This is a genomic window from Planctomycetia bacterium (assembly GCA_021413845.1).
Lineage (GTDB): Bacteria > Planctomycetota > Planctomycetia > Pirellulales > PNKZ01 > PNKZ01.
Genome location: JAIOPP010000156.1, coordinates 18,426 through 36,638, shown reverse-complemented (window position 1 = coordinate 36,638; position 18,213 = coordinate 18,426). Strand labels below are relative to the sequence as shown.

The following is an 18,213-nucleotide window of genomic DNA, read 5'->3' as shown; positions in this document are numbered from 1 at the left end:
TCCGCCGGTGTGTGAAGTTCCAGCCCCGATCTCCCTTGTTTTTATCGCTCTTCCGAAAGCTCGCCATGCCGACCTACGACTACGTTTGCGACGCCTGCGACCACAAGTTCGAAGAATTTCAAGCGATGAAAGACGAGCCGCTGACGAAATGCCCGAAGTGCAAAAAGAAGAAGCTTCGTCGCTTGTTCGGCGCCGGGGGAGCGATAGTCTTCAAAGGTTCCGGCTTCTATCAAACCGACTACCGCAGCGATTCGTATAAGAAGAGCGCAGCCGCGGACAAGGCGGCCGGCTCGTCGGACTCGTCCGGAGGAAGTTCGTCGAGCGGCGGCTCCTCCGGCAAGAGTGATTCGGGCAAAAGCGATTCCGGTAAGAGCTCCGGTGGCGGCGACAAGTAGTTCAGATAGTAATTCCGTTTCGCGTACATCGCATTTATTTTGCTGACCCCGTTTCCATGCCTCTCGTTACGTGCGGAATCTGTCGCAAGAAGTTCGAGTCGACGGCGTCGGCGACGATGCCGTTCTGTAGCGTTCGCTGCCAGCAACTCGATCTCGGCCGGTGGCTCGGCGAACGGTATTCGTTCCCGACGACTCGCACCGACGACGAAAACGAAGCCGACGAAAACCAAACCGGCGAAGCATCGGAAGCGGCCGACGAATCCGAATAGCGATTCAGCGCGACTGCTGCGACCAATCGATTTCGTAGAGCACATGGCCGCTGGCCGCAAAGCCGAGGCGCTCATAGGTCTTAATCGCAGCCTGGTTTTCATGCTCGACGTAGAGCCGTAGCCCGCAAGTGCCCGGCGTTTCTCGGGCCAGCATTGCGACATGGTCGAGCAACATCCGGAACACTCCGCTTCGGCGATTTTCTTCGCGCACGTACACGCTCTGGATCCACCAAAATAGCCCGTTGCGCCAATCGCTCCATTCGTAAGTGATCATCAACTGCCCGATGAGTTCGGGCTGGTCTGTAGCCGAACTCTCGGCAACGAAGTACCGCGCATACAGCGGTTGCCGCAACGCCGCGTCGACGCCGGCTTGTAAGATCACAGGGTCGAGCCGTTTATGCTCGGTTTCCCACGCCATCCGACTATTGAAGTCGACGATCCTCGAAGCGTCGGCCGAGGTTGCATCACGAATCACGAGCATAACGCACCGGCCTCGTTCGGTTCGATCGAGCACTCGCCTGGATCGTGCATCGCGGCGCCGTTTTCTTGACGCCCTGCCCCAACCCGGCCATGATAAACATCCTGCCCGCGATTGTAGCCCGCCTCGGAGACTCGTCTATGCGTACGGTCCTAAGTTCGGTTTCGCGCGCAACGCGTCCGCTTTTCTTCGTCGTTGCCGTGGCGGCAATTGCGCCATCGTCGAAAGCCGCTGCCGGTGGAATCGGTTTCCGACAGCTCACGACGGCGTATCCCTGTGCCGTGCAAAGCGGCACGACCGCCGACGTTCAACTCCGTTCCAACTTCTCGCTCGATGGAACCTACGCGTCGTTTTTCGCCCCTCCCGGCCCGACGATGCGGCTCCTGGAAACGAAGCCGGTCGAAGCCCCGCTCACCAAGCGCGGGCAGGTGGGTACGCCGCACAAGATGCAAGTCGTGGTGCCGGCCGGCCAAATGCCGGGCCTGCATGAATTTCGTCTCGCCACGCCCGCGGCGGTTTCGAGCGTTGCGCATATTCTGGTGACCGACTATCCCGTCGTTCTCGAGACGACGACCGAGAACGGTACTCCATCGCAAGCGCAGCCGGTTGCCGTGCCTGCCGCGGTCTGTGGGCAATGCCCTGAGCCCGAGGATGTCGATTGCTTTCGGATGTCAGGGAAGAAGGGGGAGCAACTGACGTTTCAAATCTACGCGCAGCGAATGACGCAAGCAGTCCACGATATGGTCGGCAAAGCCGGCTATCACATGGATCCGATTCTCACGCTCACCGGACCGAACGGCCAAATCGTCGGAATGAACGACAACTACTTCGGCGGCGATGCCCTGCTTTCCGTCGAGCTTCCGCAAGACGGCAACTACGTGCTTGCGGTGCGCGACACACGCTACGTCGGCGATCCTCGTTATTCGTATTGCGTCGAAATCACTCGGGGGTTACCGGCCTTGACGACGTTTCCTCTGGTGTTCGTCGGTTTCGCCGTCAGCGAAGCCGATGTCGTTTCGATCAGCGGACGCACGATCGGCAGAGCCCCGATCATTCCGGCAAGGTCGAAGGTGGCGAACGTCAATCGCAAGCGGCTTTCGATCGCCGGCACGGCGACGAATCCCGTCGAGTTCGGTTCGGAGCCGTTTGAGCAGCTTATTCAAACGGAAGCGATCGCCGAAGCGAAGCCTCGGGAAGTGAAGCTCCCCGTCGGCGTCAACGGTCGGCTATCGCGTCCCGACGATGCCCATCGCTTCGCGTTCGTTGCTAAGAAGGATGCCTACTATGCGCTGCAAGTCGATGCTCGCCGCTACGGCCTGCCGCTCGATGCCGTGCTCGAGGTCTACGACGTTGCCGGAAAGAAGGTCGCCGAGGCCGACGACTTACCCCTCACGCCCGACCCTAAGCTCTCGTTTCGCGCGCCGGCCGATGGCCGCTATGTCGTCTGCGTGCGCGACTTGCACGACCGCGGCGGCATCGACTTCACCTACCATCTCACGATCCAACCGGTTGGTCCCGACTTCGAGGTTTCCGGGAAGCTGTACTACGCTCTGCTCGCGCCGGGAACGCACACCTTGTGGTTCGCCGACGTAACTCGCCTCAACGGATTCGAAGGGCCGGTCGAGATCCACGTCTCAGGGCTTCCCGCCGGCGTAACGCAGACTCCCGTTACGGTTCCTCCTGGCATGACGCGCGTCGGCATTATCCTTTCGGCCGATAAGACGGCGCAGGTCGGCGCATCGCTTGTGAAAATCATCGGCAAGGCCGAGACTATCGACGCGGCGACCGGAAGCAATCGTACGATCGAGCACGAAGCCGAGGTCCTCTGCGAGTTGCAATCGCAAGGAGGGAGCCAAGGCTATTGGCCGGTTCGGACATCGGTCGTCGGAGTCGCGAAACAACTCGACTTGCTGCGGATCGAAGCGATCCCGAGCGAACTCAAGCTGAATCCGGGGGACAAAGTAGACCTGACCGTGAAGATCGAGCGGAGCCCCAGCTACAAAGACCCCGTCGGTTTGGAGTTTACCTGGGGATACTTCACCGGCAAACTCGGCGAGCAACTTCCTCCCGGCGTATCGCTCGGCAAGAGCAGCGTCACACGGCTCGCGGGGAACACCTTGGAAGGAAAGATGACGCTCGAAGCCACCTCGGCCGCGCTGCCGGTCGAGCGGTTGCCGATCGCCGTGCTGGCCGGGGTTTCGGTCAGCTTCTCGATCGATACGAAGTACGCCTCGAACCCGATCTTTCTCACGATCCCCGCCGAAACGAAAAAGCCGGCCGCAGTTGCTAAGAAATAGTTGCCAAGAAATAACGTGATCGGCGGGAACGACTCCGCAAGAATGTGCGACTTTGCCTGGGAAAGCGAACTTTTCGCGAAGTTGCACGCTCCGCCGACCCGATGAATTCCATTGCATGCATTGGCGTAGTTCGATACGATCGGATGTATCCGGAAGTTGCGTTCCCCCCTGCCCGCCCCCTTCCTTCCGTCATTCGCTTTGAAGCTATTCGCGTCGACGACGTCGCCCCGGCTTCCAGGCGCTCCTACCGAGAGGTTCGCCATGCGTTACTTACAGCATGCCGCTTTCTCCAGACGCATTGCCGTGCAAGCCGGCGCGGTCGGTTTGCTCGGGCTCGGTATGAACCATCTCGATCCGCTCCAGGCCCTCGCCAAGCCGGGTGTCGATAGCGAAGCCGCTAACCGGCTCGCTCCGAACGGTAAAGCGCGGTCGGTCATCTATCTTTTTCTTTCGGGCGGCTTGTCGCAAATCGATAGCTTCGACATGAAGCCCGATGCTCCCGATCAGGTGCGGGGCGAATTCAAGCCGATCGCGACGTCGACTCCCGGTGTTCATATTTGCGAGCACATGCCGAAGCTCGCCGCGCGGAGCGACAAGTGGGCCGTCGTTCGATCGATGGCACACAAAGAGCCGGAGCATTCCGCCGGACACATGCTCATGTTGTCGGGGCGCAATATGCTGCCGCCGGGGTTCAGCCCGAACAAGCCGATGCCGCGCGATTGGCCGTCGATCGCCGCCATCGCGAACGCGGTCGCTCCTCCACTCAACAATCTGCCGCCCGCAGTCGTGCTGCCGGAGACGTTGATCCATAACACCGGTCGAGTGATCCCGGGCCAGTTCGCCGGCGAAATGGGTTCGCATCGCAACCCGATGTTCCTGGAGATGTGCCGTTTCGATTCGACCGCCTACGGGGCCTATCCTACGCATGCGTTTCATCATGCTACGGGAAAGGTCACGCTCGATAAGTTTAAGTTCCAAGCCCCCAATCTTTCGTTGCCGGCGGAGATGTCGCCGGACGCGTTTACGAGTCGCCTTGGGTTGTTGAACGGGCTCGAACGACAACGGCGCGAGCTCGATCAATATGCCTCCGAAGGACCGTTCGATCGCCATCGTCAACGCGCGATCTCGCTGCTCACCGACCCGAGCACGCAGCGCGCTTTCGAAGTCGCGCATGTCGACGGCAAGACGCAAGATCGTTACGGGCGCAACTCGTTCGGCTGGTCGTGCTTAATCGCTCGGCAGTTGGTCGAGTCGGGCGTACGGCTCGTGCAGGTCAACCTCGGCAACGATGAAACTTGGGACACGCACGGCAATCAATTTCCGAACCTCAAGAACTATTTGTTCCCGCCGACGGATCAGGCCGTTTCCGCGCTGCTCGACGATCTCGACGAGCGCGGGCTTCTCGAATCGACCATGATCGTGATGGCCGGCGAGATGGGGCGCACGCCGCGCATTTCGGGAATTGGGAAAACCTACAAAGAGCCGGGCCGCGACCACTGGGGAACGCAAAGCGTGTTCTTCGCCGGCGGCGGCGTGAAGGGTGGACAAATGATCGGCACGACGGATAAGATCGGTGCCTATCCCGCGCTGCAACCGGAGACGCCGGAATCGATGGGAGCGACGATTTACCACGGTCTCGGACTCCCGCGCGAAACATCCTGGCAAGATCCGTCGGGCCGTCCGCATTTCGTCTACCACGGCGATCCGATTCGCGGGTTGATCTAAGTCACGATAACGACCACTGAGAGGGCCGCTCATTCGGCGGCCGATGCAACGCCAGACCTGAATAGCCGTTAGTACGCAAGGTAAGTAGCTCGATGCTCGATATCGCAGAGTCTCGCAACTTGGTTCCCGCCGGTCGGTCGCGGCGGAGTTTCTTGCGCATCGGTTCGTTGTGCGTCGGCGGATTGACTTGTGCAGACATGCTGCGGATTGAGTCGGCTTCGGCCAAAGCGATTCGGCCGCAACAGAAGTCGATCATCATGGTCTATCTGCCGGGCGGCGCGAGCCATATCGACATGTACGATATGAAGCCGGAAGCGCCGGCGGAATATCGGGGAGAGTTCCGCCCGATCAAGACCAACGTCGCAGGCCTCGACGTCTGCGAGTTGCTCCCTCTACACGCCAAGATCGCCGATAAGTTCTCGATCATTCGCGGTATTAAGACACGGGGAAATCACGACCCGACCGAGCTTTTGACCGGGATTCCCGCCTCGGCATCCGGCCAAATCGGCTCGCTCCGTCGCCCCGCGATCGGCTGCGTGGTAAGTAAGCTGCGCGGTGCCGATGGTCCGATCCCGCCCTACGTCAGCGTCTCGTCGCACAGGCTGCTTCCTTCGTACGACGATCCGGAAGAGCCGGCCTACCTCGGCCCGGCACATCGGCCGTTTAACATCGCCGGCGAAGTGCGGCAAGACTTGGAGTTGAGCAAAGAGATTCGCGATCGCTTTCATGGTCGACGCGAACTGCTCCGCTCGCTCGACCGTGTCGGTCGCGACCTGCCCGACATGACGACATACAACGATCGCGCGCTCGAAATGCTGACGACGACTCAGGTGCGCGAGGCGCTCGACCTGACTCAGGAAAAACAGTCGGTGCGCGAAGCCTACGGCGAAGGATTCGACCCGAAGTCTCAGGGGCTCGATCTGTTGCGCGCTCGGCGCTTGGCGGAGGCCGGCGTGTCGCTCGTATCCGTCGGTGCGCGCTTCTTCGGCAAGCAGTTCGGCACCATCTTCGACAACGGCTGGGACACGCACGCCGGCAACTTCGGCTTGCTCCGGAATAAACTTCCGATCTACGATCGCGCGGTCGCCGCTTTGATCAACGACCTCCACGAGCGCGGCCTTTCCGAGCGCGTGGCCGTAGTGATTTGGAGCGAGTTCGGTCGTTCGCCGAAAATCGGCGACGTCACTCCCGACGGTCGCGGCCACTGGCCGAGCGCGATGTGTGCGCTTGTCGCCGGCGGCGGCTTGAAGATGGGGCAAGTCATCGGCGAGACCGATCATCGTGGTGAGCGTGCCCGGTTCCTGCCGTTCGGAACGCAAGATGTGTTGGCGACGATCTACCACACGCTTGGCATCGATCTGCGCGAGACGATCGTCGACCATAACGGTCGCCCGCAGTATCTCGTCGACAATGGAACGCCGATCGCGGGCCTGATCTAAACGCCGAGGCCCGACAATTTCTTGCTTCCGCCCCTGCGCGGGCCTTCCGATGCGCGCCTCGTTGGGTTAACGTGGCGCGAGTCTTTCGTTTCTTGATCGGAGGAGATCGCGGGATGTCGCTTGCCCATACTTCGCTGCGCGCCTGTCGGCGCATGGCGATTCTCCTCGCCTTCGCTTTGCAGGCGACGATCGTATTCCAGCCCGCTGCGTTGCAAGCAGCCGAAGGGCCGAAAAGCCCCGTCTCGCCGGAAGAGTCGCTCCGTTGGTTTCAACTCGACGACGGACTTCGCATCGAAATCGTCGCGTGCGAGCCCGAGGTCGTCGACCCCGTGACGGTTCGCTTCGACGGCTCGGGCCGAATGTGGGTCGCCGAATATCGCGACTATCCGAACGGTCCTGCGGCGGGTGCCGCGCCGCTTTCGCGCATCAAGCTCTTGGAAGACAAAGACAACGACGGTCGCTACGAGACCGCGCATGTCTTCGCCGAAGGTTTGCCGTTCTGCAACGGCTTGCAACCTTGGAACGGCGGTGTCATCGCGACGATGGCCGGCCGGATCGCGTTCCTGAAAGATACCGATGGCGACAACCGCGCCGACGTGAACGAAACGTGGTTCACCGGCTTCGCGATCGAGAACCCGCAGCTTCGCGTGAATCATCCGCGCTTCGGCTTAGACAATTGCATCTATGTCGCCAACGGTTTGCGCGGCGGCATGGCTGCGAACCCGCGCGATCCGAAAGCCGCTCCGGTATCGTTGCGCGGCCACGATCTGAAGTTCGACCCGCGCACCGGCTGCTACGAAGCGATCGCCGGCAACGGACAGTTCGGGCTCACTTTCGACGACTACGGCAATCGGTTCATCTGCAGCAATCGCAACCCGATGATGCATGTCGTGCTGGAGGATCGCTATCTCGTGCGCAATCCGGCGCTAGTCGTTCCTGTGGTCGTGAACGATGTGGCGGCGGCCGGCGAGGCTTCGCATGTCTATCCGCTCGTACAAGCCTGGACGACGTCGATCTTGCATGCCGGCCAATACTCGGCGGCTTGCGGTGTCGAAGTATATCGCGGCGATGCGCTTCCCCCCGCCTATTACGGCAACGGCTTCACTTGCGAGCCGACCGGAAGCTTAGTTCATCGAGAACTCGTCTCTCCTGCCGGTGCGACGTTCGCCGGCAAGTGGGCGCAAGAAGGCCGCGAGTTTCTCGCTTCGCGCGATCCTTGGTTTCGCGGCGTCTATCTCGACGGCGGGCCCGACGGCGCGCTCTATGTTTGCGATATGTATCGCGCCGTAATCGAGCACCCGGCGTTCATGCCGGACGAGTTGAAGAACCGCCCCGACCTGCGCTCCGGCGACGATCGCGGACGAATTTATCGGATCGTGCCGAAGGATTTCAAGCGGCCGGAGAAGCCGCCGACGCTCGATCGTGCTTCGGCGGCGGAACTCGTGCAAGCGTTGGAGCATCCGAACGCGTGGTGGCGCGAGACGGCGCAGCGGTTGCTGGTGGAACGGCAAGACGAAGCCGCGGTGATCTTGTTGAAGACGATGATTGCCGAAGGGAAAAGTGCGCAAGCACGAGTTCATGCTTTGTGGGCTCTTCAAGGCCAAGGCGCGCTCGCGAAGGAAACCATTGCCGTGGCGCTCGCCGATAAGCATCCGCGCGTCCGCGAGCAAGCGGTCCTCTTGGCCGAGTCGTTCGTTGCCGTCGATGCCGATATCCGTTCGCAAGTGGCGGCGAATGCCCGCCACGAAGACGGCCGCCTGCGCTTTCAAACGGCATTGACGCTCGGTGCGGTCGGTTCGCCCGACGAAGCCACGCTCGAAGCGCTGGCCGATATCATCGAACGAGCCGATGATGTAGCGTGGACGAGGCTCGCCGTAGGAACCGCGGCACCGAAGGACGCCGCCAGATTGTTGGCGATCGTCATCGGTCGTACGAAACCGACCGATCCGGCCGAGGCAATGAAGCGTCGGTCGCTATTGCGGGAGTTGGCCGTGGCCGCGGGGCCGCAGATCGATCAAACCTCGGGCAAGGTGGTGCGTCAAGCGCTTACGCCCTGGGAGACCAGTGAAGAAGGCCAAGAGTTGCTGCTTGCCGTAGCGAGCGGGCTCGCGAAACGATTAGCCGTGGTCTTCGACGAAGCAAAAGTCGACGCGCTGCGTAAAGAAGCCTTCAGCCTCGTCGTGAATTCGAAAGTCGAAAAAGAACAGCGACTCGATGCGTTCACGATTCTCACGGCGATCGCGGCGCACCCTTCCGAGTCGCCGGCGGCGAGCATCGCCGATGCGGAAGCGGTGCTAAAAGTCGTGAGCAGCGACCCGGACGGCGAGATTCGCGCCAAAGGACTAGCGTATCTCTCGTCTCGGCCGATGCCTCAGATCTCGACAATGCTCATTGCGATGCTTCCGAAACAATCTCCGGCGATGCGCGGCCAGATCTTCGACGTGTTGCTCAGCCGCTCGGAGCGTGTCGCGGCCTTGCTCGATGCGATGGATCAGGGAAAGATCAAGCCGAAGGATCTCGATCAGGCCCGCGCGTCGCGATTGCTGAAGAGCACCGATCCGAAAATCAAAGCACGCGCCGAGAAGTTGCTTGCGTCGTCGATGCCGGCCGATCGAATGAAGGCGCTCGAAGACTATCGCCAAGTTCTCGCGCTGCAGGCCGATGCTCGGCGCGGCAAGGAAATTTTTCGCAAGACTTGCGCGACATGCCATAAGATCGGCGACGTCGGGGTCGACGTCGGCCCAAGCATCGCCGATCTCCGGACAAAGACGCTTGAGCAGGTGCTCGTCGACGTGATTCAGCCGAACAAGGCGATCGACAACAACTTCGTGAGCTATACGGTCGTCACCGACGACGGCTTGCAGTTCGTCGGCATCATTGCGGCGGAAACTCCCGGCTCGGTGACGCTGAAACTTCCCGACGGCAAGCAGCAGAGCGTGTTGAAATCGGCGATCGACACGATGGAATCCAACGGCGTTTCGCTGATGCCCGAAGGTCTTGAACGGAATTTGCCGCATCAAGACATGGCCGACGTCATTTCGTTCGTCAAGAATTGGCGCTACCTCGACGGCTCGGTCCCCGATGCTCCCGGCAGCAAGCCCGCCAAGTGAACTCTTTTTCGACAGCGGTTCGTAAGCTCAACGACACTCGACGCCTACGAGCGTCGGCCGGCTGTTCGAGTCGCAACTTTGACACGGCCGGTCGTCTGCGGTTACACTGATGTAACTACTTACCGGACAACGACAACCGAGCTTCGAGGGCCATTTCGCCTTCGTTTGCTCGCCCCGCCTTGTCGCCCCCGCATCTCGATCGTCGAACCTGTAGGTTGCTGCCACCTTCCGTCGGGTGAAGTTTTCGAACCTATGAGAAACTTTTCGCCGCAACTTGTCGCTCGTTTAGCGCTGCTCTGCGCATGGTCGTCGGCAGGCATCGGCAACTCGTCGGCGTCGGCCGCTGCGCCCGTAGTTGCGACCAAGTTCTCCGCCGAGCAGATCGAATATTTCGAGAAGCAGGTTCGTCCGCTGTTGGCGAAGCATTGCGTCGAATGCCACGGTCCGAAGCAGCAAGAGGCGGGCTTGCGTCTCGATACTCGTAAGGCGATTCTTACCGGAGTCGAAGGGCATCCGGCAGCCGTACCGGGCGACCCCGGCCGGAGCCCGATCATCGCCGCGACGAAATACGACGGCGACGTGCAGATGCCACCCGACGGCAAACTACCGGCCGACCAACTCGCCGCTCTCACGACCTGGGTAAAGATGGGCTTGCCGTGGCCGGAGGAAGACGCGACGGCTTTGAAGAGCGGCGCCTCGCCGATCGGCGAGAGCGTACCGAAAGGGCCGGCATCGACGAAGACGATGTCGGCGAAGACGATGTGGAGCGGTTCGATGGACGACCGCGTTCGCCGGGCGCTGTCGGAACATTGGGCTTTTCAACCGGTTCGCCGTGCGGCACTTCCGCCGGCCGCTCCGAAGCCGTGGAACGACAACCCGATCGATCGCTTTGTAGCGGCGAAGCTTAGTTCCGCGGGCTTGAGCCCCTCTCCCCCTGCCGACAAACGGACGCTCTTGCGCCGCGCCTATTTCGACCTGATCGGCTTACCGCCGACGATGGAAGAGATCGAAGCGTTCGAGCGCGACGCTTCGCCGAATGCGTATGAACGAACGATCGATCGTCTGCTCGCTTCGCCCCGCTACGGCGAGCGCTGGGCCCGGCATTGGCTCGATGTGGCGCGCTACGGCGACACGAAGGGTTACACGTTCGGCGCGGAACGTCGCTTTCCGTTTTCTTATACCTATCGCGACTATGTCATCCGCGCCTTCAATGATGACTTGCCTTACGACCGTTTCATCGTCGAGCAAATCGCCGCCGATAAGCTGCCGCGCCAAGATGGAGATGCCGCGCTCGCCGCGATGGGCTTCCTCACCTGCGGACGTCAGTTCACGGCAGTTCACGATACGGTGGACGATCAGATCGATGTCGTGATGCGTGGGTTCCTCGGGCTCACCGTCGTTTGCGCCCGCTGTCACGATCACAAATTCGATCCTTTGCCGCAGGAAGACTATTACTCGCTCTACGGTGTGTTTCGCAGTTCCCTCGCGCCGGCATCGTATCCGCTCTTGGGCGAGCCGAAACCGTCGCCGGAATATGAGGCCTATAAGAAAGAGCTCGCGAAACTAACTACCGAACGCGACACATACGTGGCCGAGCATCAAGCGAAGCTTATCGACGAGCTGCGAACGCATGTCTCCGATTACTTGGCGAAGATCGTGCTGGATCGGCTCGATAATTCTTCATCGAAGGAAAAGGATTTTCTGTTTGATGCCGGCGATCCGCGGCCGGTCGTCATTCGTCGATGGCGCGATCTATTAACGGCAACGAAGAAGAAGCCGGATCCGGTTTTCGATGCTTGGAACAAATTCGATGCACTGAAGGAAACGGAATTCGCCGAACGCGCGCCCAGCGTCGTAGCGGAGTTGTTGAAAGACCGATCGGACAAGAATGCCGCAGTATCGAATCGACTGGTGCGCGAAGCGTTTCGAAAACAGACGCCGAAGTCGATGCTCGATGTTGCGGAAACTTATGGAGCGTTGCTTGAAAGCGTCTACGGCGATTGGAAGAAATCGCAAGACCCGAAGAGCATGAAGCCCGGCGAGAAAGCGCCCGACCGGCTTGAGGATCATGCAGCGGAGGAACTGCGGCAAGTGCTGTTCGATGCGTCATCGCCGACGACGCTCGGCATGGATGAATCGCGGCAGGTGTTCGATCGAAAGGTGCGCGGCGAAGTCGACGCGCGCCAACGCAAGGTCGAAGCTCTTACGGTCACGTCGCCCGGCGCACCCCCGCGCGCGATGTCGCTCGTCGACTCGAAGCCGGCGTTTAATCCCGCGGTGTTCGTTCGAGGCGATCCCGCTCGGCGCGGAAGCGAAGTTCCGCGAAGGAACCTTCGTTTGCTCGGTGGAGAAGATCGCAAGCCGTTTGCCGACGGCAGCGGCCGGCTCGAACTCGCGCAGGCCATCGCTAGCGCCGACAATCCGCTGACGGCACGCGTGATGGTGAATCGGATCTGGTTGCAGCATTTCGGCCAAGGCTTGGTCGAAACGCCGAGCGACTTCGGTGTTCGCACCTCGCCGCCGACGCACCCCGAGTTGCTCGATTATTTAGCCGCGTCGTTTATGGAGGAAGGGTGGTCGATCAAGCGACTGCATCGCTTGATGATGACGTCGCAAACTTATCGACAATCGAGCGACGTGCCGATGAGCGTTCCCGCCGCGAGCGGTAATCCGCTACAAGTCGATCCGGAGAATCGCTTGTTGTGGCGCATGAATCGTCGTCGGCTGGAACTGGAAGCGATGCGCGATTCGCTGCTGCAGATCGCCGGACGCTTAGACACGACGGAATTCGGCCGGCCGATCGAAATCTGGAACAAGCCTTATTCGACGCGCCGCACGATCTACGGCTACATCGATCGCCAAGACCTGCCCGGCATCTTCGGCGTGTTCGACTTCGCGAATCCCGACGTCACGATCGACCAACGTCCGCGCACCACCGTGCCGCAGCAAGCCTTGTTTGCGATGAACTCGCCGTTCGTGCAAGAGCAGACGCGCAAGCTCGTCGCTCGGGCCGAAGTGGCGGGAAAGAAAGATGCAGCGCAACGCATCGCGGCCTTGTTCCGCATCGCTCTCGGTCGGCTGCCGACCGCCGAGGAAACCTCACGGTTCGTGCGGTTCATCGAGGGCTCTACGACGATCGAGCCGCCGAAATCGCATTGGCAATACGGCATCGGCGACGCCGATCTCGTGAAAGGCCGCGTGATTGGTTTCGCGCCGATGGCGCATTGGACCGGCTCCGCTTGGCAGCCGAGTGCGGCGTATCCGGATGCGAAATTCGGTCACGCGATCTTCCGCGTCAACTCGGGCCACACCGGCAACAACTTAAAGCAAGCGGCTGTGGCCCGCTGGACCTCGCCGCAAGACGGCGTCGTGTTGTTCGACGGTGAACTCAAGCACAAGACGAAAGAGGGGGATGGCGTAGCTCTGCACTTAATCTCGTCGCGTGCGGGCAAGCTCGGCACTTGGCGAGTGCATAATGGCTCGACGAAGACCGGCGTGGAGCGCGTCGAAATTCGGAAGGGAGATCAACTCGATCTCGTTCTCGATTCCCTCGGCACTGTCGACCACGACAGTTTCGAGTGGTCCCCTTCCTTCACGCTGCTCGGTGGGGCGAAGCCGACGACATGGAATTATCAAAAAGAGTTCGGCGGCCCACTGCCGACGATGATGAACCCCTGGGAACTTGCGGCGCAAGTGTTGTTGATGAGCAACGAGTTTATGTTTGTCGATTGAGCCGGTTCGTGTAGTGCGTTTTTAGTCGTCGGTCGAGGTAGTTCGCATGGTTATGCCTTCCGAGAATTCCGCCGAGCTCCGATCCTTATCGGGCTCCCTCCTTTCGCGCCGCGATCTTTTGCAGCGCACCGGAACCGGTCTCGGCATGCTCGGCTTGGCTGGTATTCTCGGTGACGAAGGAATGCTCTCGGCGGCTCGTGCCGCTACGAAATCGGAATCCGGCGCGAGTTACGGGAACCCGATGGCGCCGAAAATCGCGCATTTTCCCGGCAAGGCGAAGCACGTTATTCATTTGTTCGCCAACGGCGGCCCGTCGCACGTCGATACGTTCGACAACAAGCCGTTGCTCGCGAAGTACGCTGGAAAGGAAGTTCCGAACAACTTGCGCACCGAGCGCAAGACGGGAGCAGCGTTTCCAAGTCCGTTCAAGTTCAAGAAGTACGGACAAAGCGGTATCGAAGTGAGCGAGCTCTTCGCGAAGACTGCGGCACACATCGACGACATGTGTATCGTCCGCTCGATGTATGCCGACGTTCCGAATCACGAGCCGTCGCTGATGTTGATGAACACCGGCACGTTTCCGCTGACGCGACCGAGCCTCGGTTCGTGGCTCGCGTACGGTCTCGGAACGGAAAATCAAAACTTGCCGGGCTTCATCGTGATGTGCCCGGGAGGTTATCCGATCAAGGGTGCCGAGAATTGGCGCTCGGCGTTTCTGCCGGGAGTGTATCAAGGAACCTATATCGACAGCAAACATACCGAGATCGATAAGCTGATTGAAAACATTCGGAACACGGAAGTGCTGCCGGAACAGCAAAATCGGCAGCTCGCGTTGCTCGACGAGCTGAACCGCGCGCACCTCGCCGCACATGGTCCCGATGCGGCGATGGAATCGCGGATTCATTCGTTTCAATTGGCGGCGCGGATGCAAGTGGAAGCGAGCGATGCTTTCGATATCTCGCGTGAGCCGCAACATATTCTCGATGCTTATGGTGCGGGCACCCAAGCTCGCCAGATCTTGATTGCGCGCCGGCTCGTCGAGCGGGGCGTGCGCTATGTGCAGCTTTGGCACGGTGCCGGGCAGCCGTGGGACAACCACGACGATATCGAAAAAGGGCATCGTAAGCTCGCGGGAGAAATCGACCAGGCCATCGCCGCGTTGCTCTGCGATCTCAAGCAACGGGGCCTGCTCGATGAAACGCTCGTGATCTTCGGTGGCGAGTTCGGACGGACGCCGACCGTCGAACTGCCGCAAGCCGGCTCCAACGCCGGTAAGATCAACGGCCGCGATCACAATCACTACGGCTTCACGGTGTGGATGGCCGGCGGCGGCGTCAAAGGGGGCCATGTTCACGGCGCTACCGATGAGTTCGGCTTTCAGGCTGTCGAGAACCGTCTGCATGTGCATGATCTGCATGCCACGATGCTCCACGCGCTCGGCTTCGACAACACGAAGCTCACGTATCGCTATGCCGGTCGCGACTTCCGCCTCACCGATGTTCATGGCCGAGTCGTTCACGAATTGCTCGCTTAACTTATTGATCCGTTTACGGAAGTACGCCAGAGCCGCATGCCGATGAAAATGTCGTCGAGATTGTTGTCGTTTTGTTCGGCGATCTTCATCGCTTGCTCCGCTGCCGTGTCGATAGATGCTGCCGAGGGTGCGAAGTCGGAAGAGAAGAAACTTGCGCCCGAGCAGATCGCGTTCTTCGAGAATCAAGTCCGGCCGATTCTGATCGGCAAGTGCTATGAATGCCATTCGCAGGAAGCAAAGATTCTCCAAGGGGGACTGCTGCTCGATAGCAAGCCGGGTTGGATGAAGGGGGGCGATTCCGGTGTTGCCGTCGTGCCCGGCAAGCCCGAGGAGAGTTTGCTCGTGCGCGCGGTGCGGTACGAAAAGAACGAGCATGTGCAGATGCCGCCGAAGGGGAAGATGAGCGATGCCGAAATCGGCGTGCTTGTCGAATGGGTCAAACGAGGCGCGCCGGACCCGCGCGTGGAAGCCCCGCTAGCGGCGAAGAAACGGACGATCGACGTCGAAGCCGGCAAAAAACATTGGGCCTTCTTGCCGCTTGCCGAGCCGAAACCGCCGACTATCGCCGGCGACTCATGGTCGCGCACTCCCGTCGATGCGTTCATTCGCCGCGAACTCGATCGGGTGAAGCTACGGCCGAACGATGTTGCCGAACGGCGCACGTTGGTGCGTCGCGCCTATTTCGATTTGCTCGGCCTGCCGCCGAAACCGGAAGAAGTCGACGCATTCGTCAACGACAAGTCGGCCGATGCGTATGAGAAGCTCATCGATAAGTTGCTCGCGAATCCCCATTTCGGCGAACGTTGGGGGCGCCATTGGCTCGATCTTGCGCGGTTCGCCGAGAGCCACGGATTCGAGCAAGACTACGATCGGCCGAATGCGTATCACTATCGCGATTTCGTGATTCGCGCCTTCAACCAAGATTTGCCGTACGACAAGTTCGTGAAGTGGCAGATCGCCGGAGATGAGTACGAGCCCGATAATCCGCTCGCTCTCATGGCGACCGGATTTCTTGCGGCCGGCGTGCATGCGACGCAGATCACGGCGAACCAAGCCGAAAAAGAACGCTACGACGAGCTCGACGATATGGCGCGCACGATCGGCACGACGATGCTCGGCATCACGATCGGCTGCGCGCGGTGCCACGATCATAAGTTCGATCCGTTTACGCAAGCCGATTACTTCCGCATGGTCTCGACCTTCACGACGACCGTGCGCAGCGACTACGACGTAAACCTCGATCCGGCGGGTTACCGGAAACAACTCGCGGCGTGGGAACCGCCGCATCGGCCGCTCGCCGAGGCTTTAGCGCAATATGAGCGCAATACGCTCGCGCCGAAGTTCGATGCCTGGCTGACGGAACGCAGCGCGCCGGGAGGCGCGCCGACTTGGATCGTCGCAACGCCGACGAAGACGACCGCGCCGGAGCCTATTAAGTTCACGACGCTCGAAGATGGTTCCGTGCAGGCGCGTGGGTCGCAGTTCTTCGGCGTGAAATACGCCGTTACTCTCGAGACCGCACATCGCGATATTCGTGCTCTTCGTCTTGAGGCTTTGGCCGACGATGGTTTGCCTGGCGGCGGACCGGGCATGGGACTGAACGGCTCAGTGAAGGTGAAGCTGCAGATCAATGCGGCTCCGAAGCAAACAGGCACGGCGGTCGACGGAGTGATCGTCAGTCGCACGGTCGAGATTCCGCCGACGAAGGGATCGGTTGCTGGTTCGAATGCGCAGTCGACCGTCGCGGCAAATCCGGAGTCGTGGGAGATCACGGGCGAAGGGCGCGACGTCGCAGCGGTGTTCGAGCTAAAGGAACCGCTCGGGTTCGACGGTGGAACGAAGCTTAACATCACGCTCGATCTTGCGGGAAACAATCAAGGACTCGGCCGCTTTCGCCTCGCCCTAGCAACGGGTGCTGGGCCGCATCCTCTTGCCGGAAGCGAAATTTCGGAAGCAGCGCAAACTGCGTTGCGCAAATTGACGGCCGAAAGAAACACGAAGCCGTCGTCGGCCGAGCGCGATGTGTTGTTCGCCTGGTTTCGGACGCAAGATCCCGAGTGGATTCGCTTGCATCGAATCGTCGCCGCAAGCGAATTGAAGCGACCTAAGCCGCAAGTTGCGAAGATGCTGATCAGCAGCGAAGGAGTGCCGGCCGTTCGATTGCATACTCAGGGGCCGGACTTCTACGAGAAGACATTCGTAGTGCGCCGCGGAGATCCGAATCAAAAGGTCGAAGAGGCCCGGCCCGGCTTCGTGAGCGTGTTGGTGCGAGGGAAAGAGGATGAGCGCTGGCGGTCGAAGCCGCCGGCCGAAGTGAAGACTTCGTATCGTCGTCGAGGGCTGGCCGAGTGGATGACGGACGTCGATTCCGGGGCCGGTCATCTGCTTGCACGTGTGATCGTGAATCGCCTTTGGTATTACCACATGGGAACGGGGCTTACGGCGAACCCGAGCGACTTCGGTGTGCAGAGCGCGAAGCCGATGCATGCGGAGCTATTGGATTACTTGGCGCGCGAGCTGATTCGCAACGACTGGCGATTGAAGCCGATGCATAAGCTGATCATGACCAGCGCCGTGTACATGCAAACCAGCGCTAGCGATGCCGCCCGCACGAAAGCCGATCCCGAAAATAGCCTGTTCTGGCATAAGCCGCTTCGAAGGTTGGAAGGGGAGATCGTGCGCGACGCGATCATGGCCGTCGCCGGTACGCTGGATGAAACGATGTTCGGACCCGGCACGCTGGCGGCCGATCAACCGCGGCGGAGCATTTACTTTTTCGTGAAGCGGAGCAAGCTCGTGCCGATGATGAGTTTGTTCGATGGGCCCGATACGCTGCAGGATTTGGCGGTGCGGCCGGAGACGACCGTTGCCCCGCAGGCGCTGATGCTGATGAACAATGAAATTCTGCGACGATACGCAGATGCGTTTGCCAAGAAGATCATGCCGATATCTCCCGGCGATATCGAACAAGGGATCGACACCGGCTATCGTCGGGCGATCGGTCGGAGTCCGTCGGAGGAAGAATTGCGCGACTCAAAGGAGTTCGTCGCGGCGCAGATCGCGGCTTACCGCGGCGAAGGGAAAGCCGCGGCATCGGAAGCGTTGGCGTGGTCCGATTTCTGCCAGGTGTTGTTCGGGTTGAATGAGTTCGTATTCGTGGAGTGAGCACGTTCGACGAAAGTCGGATGTTCGTTCGTGTCGATTCAAGTCAGCGATTGAGAGTGTTTATGGATG

The 18,213-nt window shown here is 60.4% G+C and carries 10 protein-coding genes; 9 read left to right on the top strand and 1 reads right to left on the bottom strand.

The window, feature by feature from the left end; translation table 11 throughout:
• The first annotated feature begins 65 nt into the window (after positions 1-65).
• Together K8U03_25620 and K8U03_25615 are read left to right on the top strand one after the other, a co-directional pair.
• Complete coding sequence (locus K8U03_25620; GenBank protein MCE9608279.1) at positions 66-395, top strand: zinc ribbon domain-containing protein; 330 nt, start codon at positions 66-68, stop codon at positions 393-395.
• Between the two features lie 56 nt (positions 396-451).
• Positions 452-664, top strand: a complete 213-nt coding sequence (locus tag K8U03_25615; protein MCE9608278.1) for a DNA gyrase inhibitor YacG — start codon at positions 452-454, stop codon at positions 662-664.
• A gap of 4 nt (positions 665-668) precedes the next feature.
• On the opposite strand, the gene K8U03_25610 is transcribed toward K8U03_25615, so the two are convergent.
• On the bottom strand, positions 669-1,145 hold the full coding sequence (locus K8U03_25610; GenBank protein MCE9608277.1) for a GNAT family N-acetyltransferase: 477 nt from the start codon (positions 1,143-1,145) through the stop codon (positions 669-671).
• A gap of 137 nt (positions 1,146-1,282) precedes the next feature.
• Here K8U03_25610 and K8U03_25605 point away from each other — a divergent pair, with 137 nt between their 5' ends.
• The 7 genes from K8U03_25605 to K8U03_25575 all read left to right on the top strand — a co-directional run bounded on the left by K8U03_25605 (position 1,283) and on the right by K8U03_25575 (position 18,144).
• A complete protein-coding gene (locus tag K8U03_25605) occupies positions 1,283-3,439 on the top strand; it encodes a hypothetical protein (protein ID MCE9608276.1) in 2,157 nt (718 codons plus the stop codon).
• 261 nt (positions 3,440-3,700) lie between these two features.
• A complete protein-coding gene (locus K8U03_25600; GenBank protein MCE9608275.1) occupies positions 3,701-5,164 on the top strand; it encodes a DUF1501 domain-containing protein in 1,464 nt (487 codons plus the stop codon).
• 92 nt (positions 5,165-5,256) lie between these two features.
• A complete protein-coding gene (locus K8U03_25595) occupies positions 5,257-6,603 on the top strand; it encodes a DUF1501 domain-containing protein (protein ID MCE9608274.1) in 1,347 nt (448 codons plus the stop codon).
• Positions 6,604-6,716: 113 nt separating this feature from the next.
• The gene (locus K8U03_25590; GenBank protein ID MCE9608273.1) at positions 6,717-9,713 is read left to right on the top strand and encodes a c-type cytochrome; all 2,997 of its coding nucleotides are present in this window, start codon (positions 6,717-6,719) and stop codon (positions 9,711-9,713) included.
• A 252-nt stretch (positions 9,714-9,965) separates the two neighbouring features.
• Entirely contained in the window at positions 9,966-13,445 is a 3,480-nt protein-coding gene (locus K8U03_25585) for a PSD1 and planctomycete cytochrome C domain-containing protein (protein MCE9608272.1), read from the top strand.
• Between the two features lie 46 nt (positions 13,446-13,491).
• Positions 13,492-14,979: a DUF1501 domain-containing protein gene (locus K8U03_25580; GenBank protein MCE9608271.1), complete on the top strand. Its 1,488-nt coding sequence runs from the start codon at positions 13,492-13,494 to the stop codon at positions 14,977-14,979.
• A 105-nt stretch (positions 14,980-15,084) separates the two neighbouring features.
• Entirely contained in the window at positions 15,085-18,144 is a 3,060-nt protein-coding gene (locus K8U03_25575) for a PSD1 and planctomycete cytochrome C domain-containing protein (protein MCE9608270.1), read from the top strand.
• The last annotated feature ends 69 nt before the right edge of the window (positions 18,145-18,213 follow it).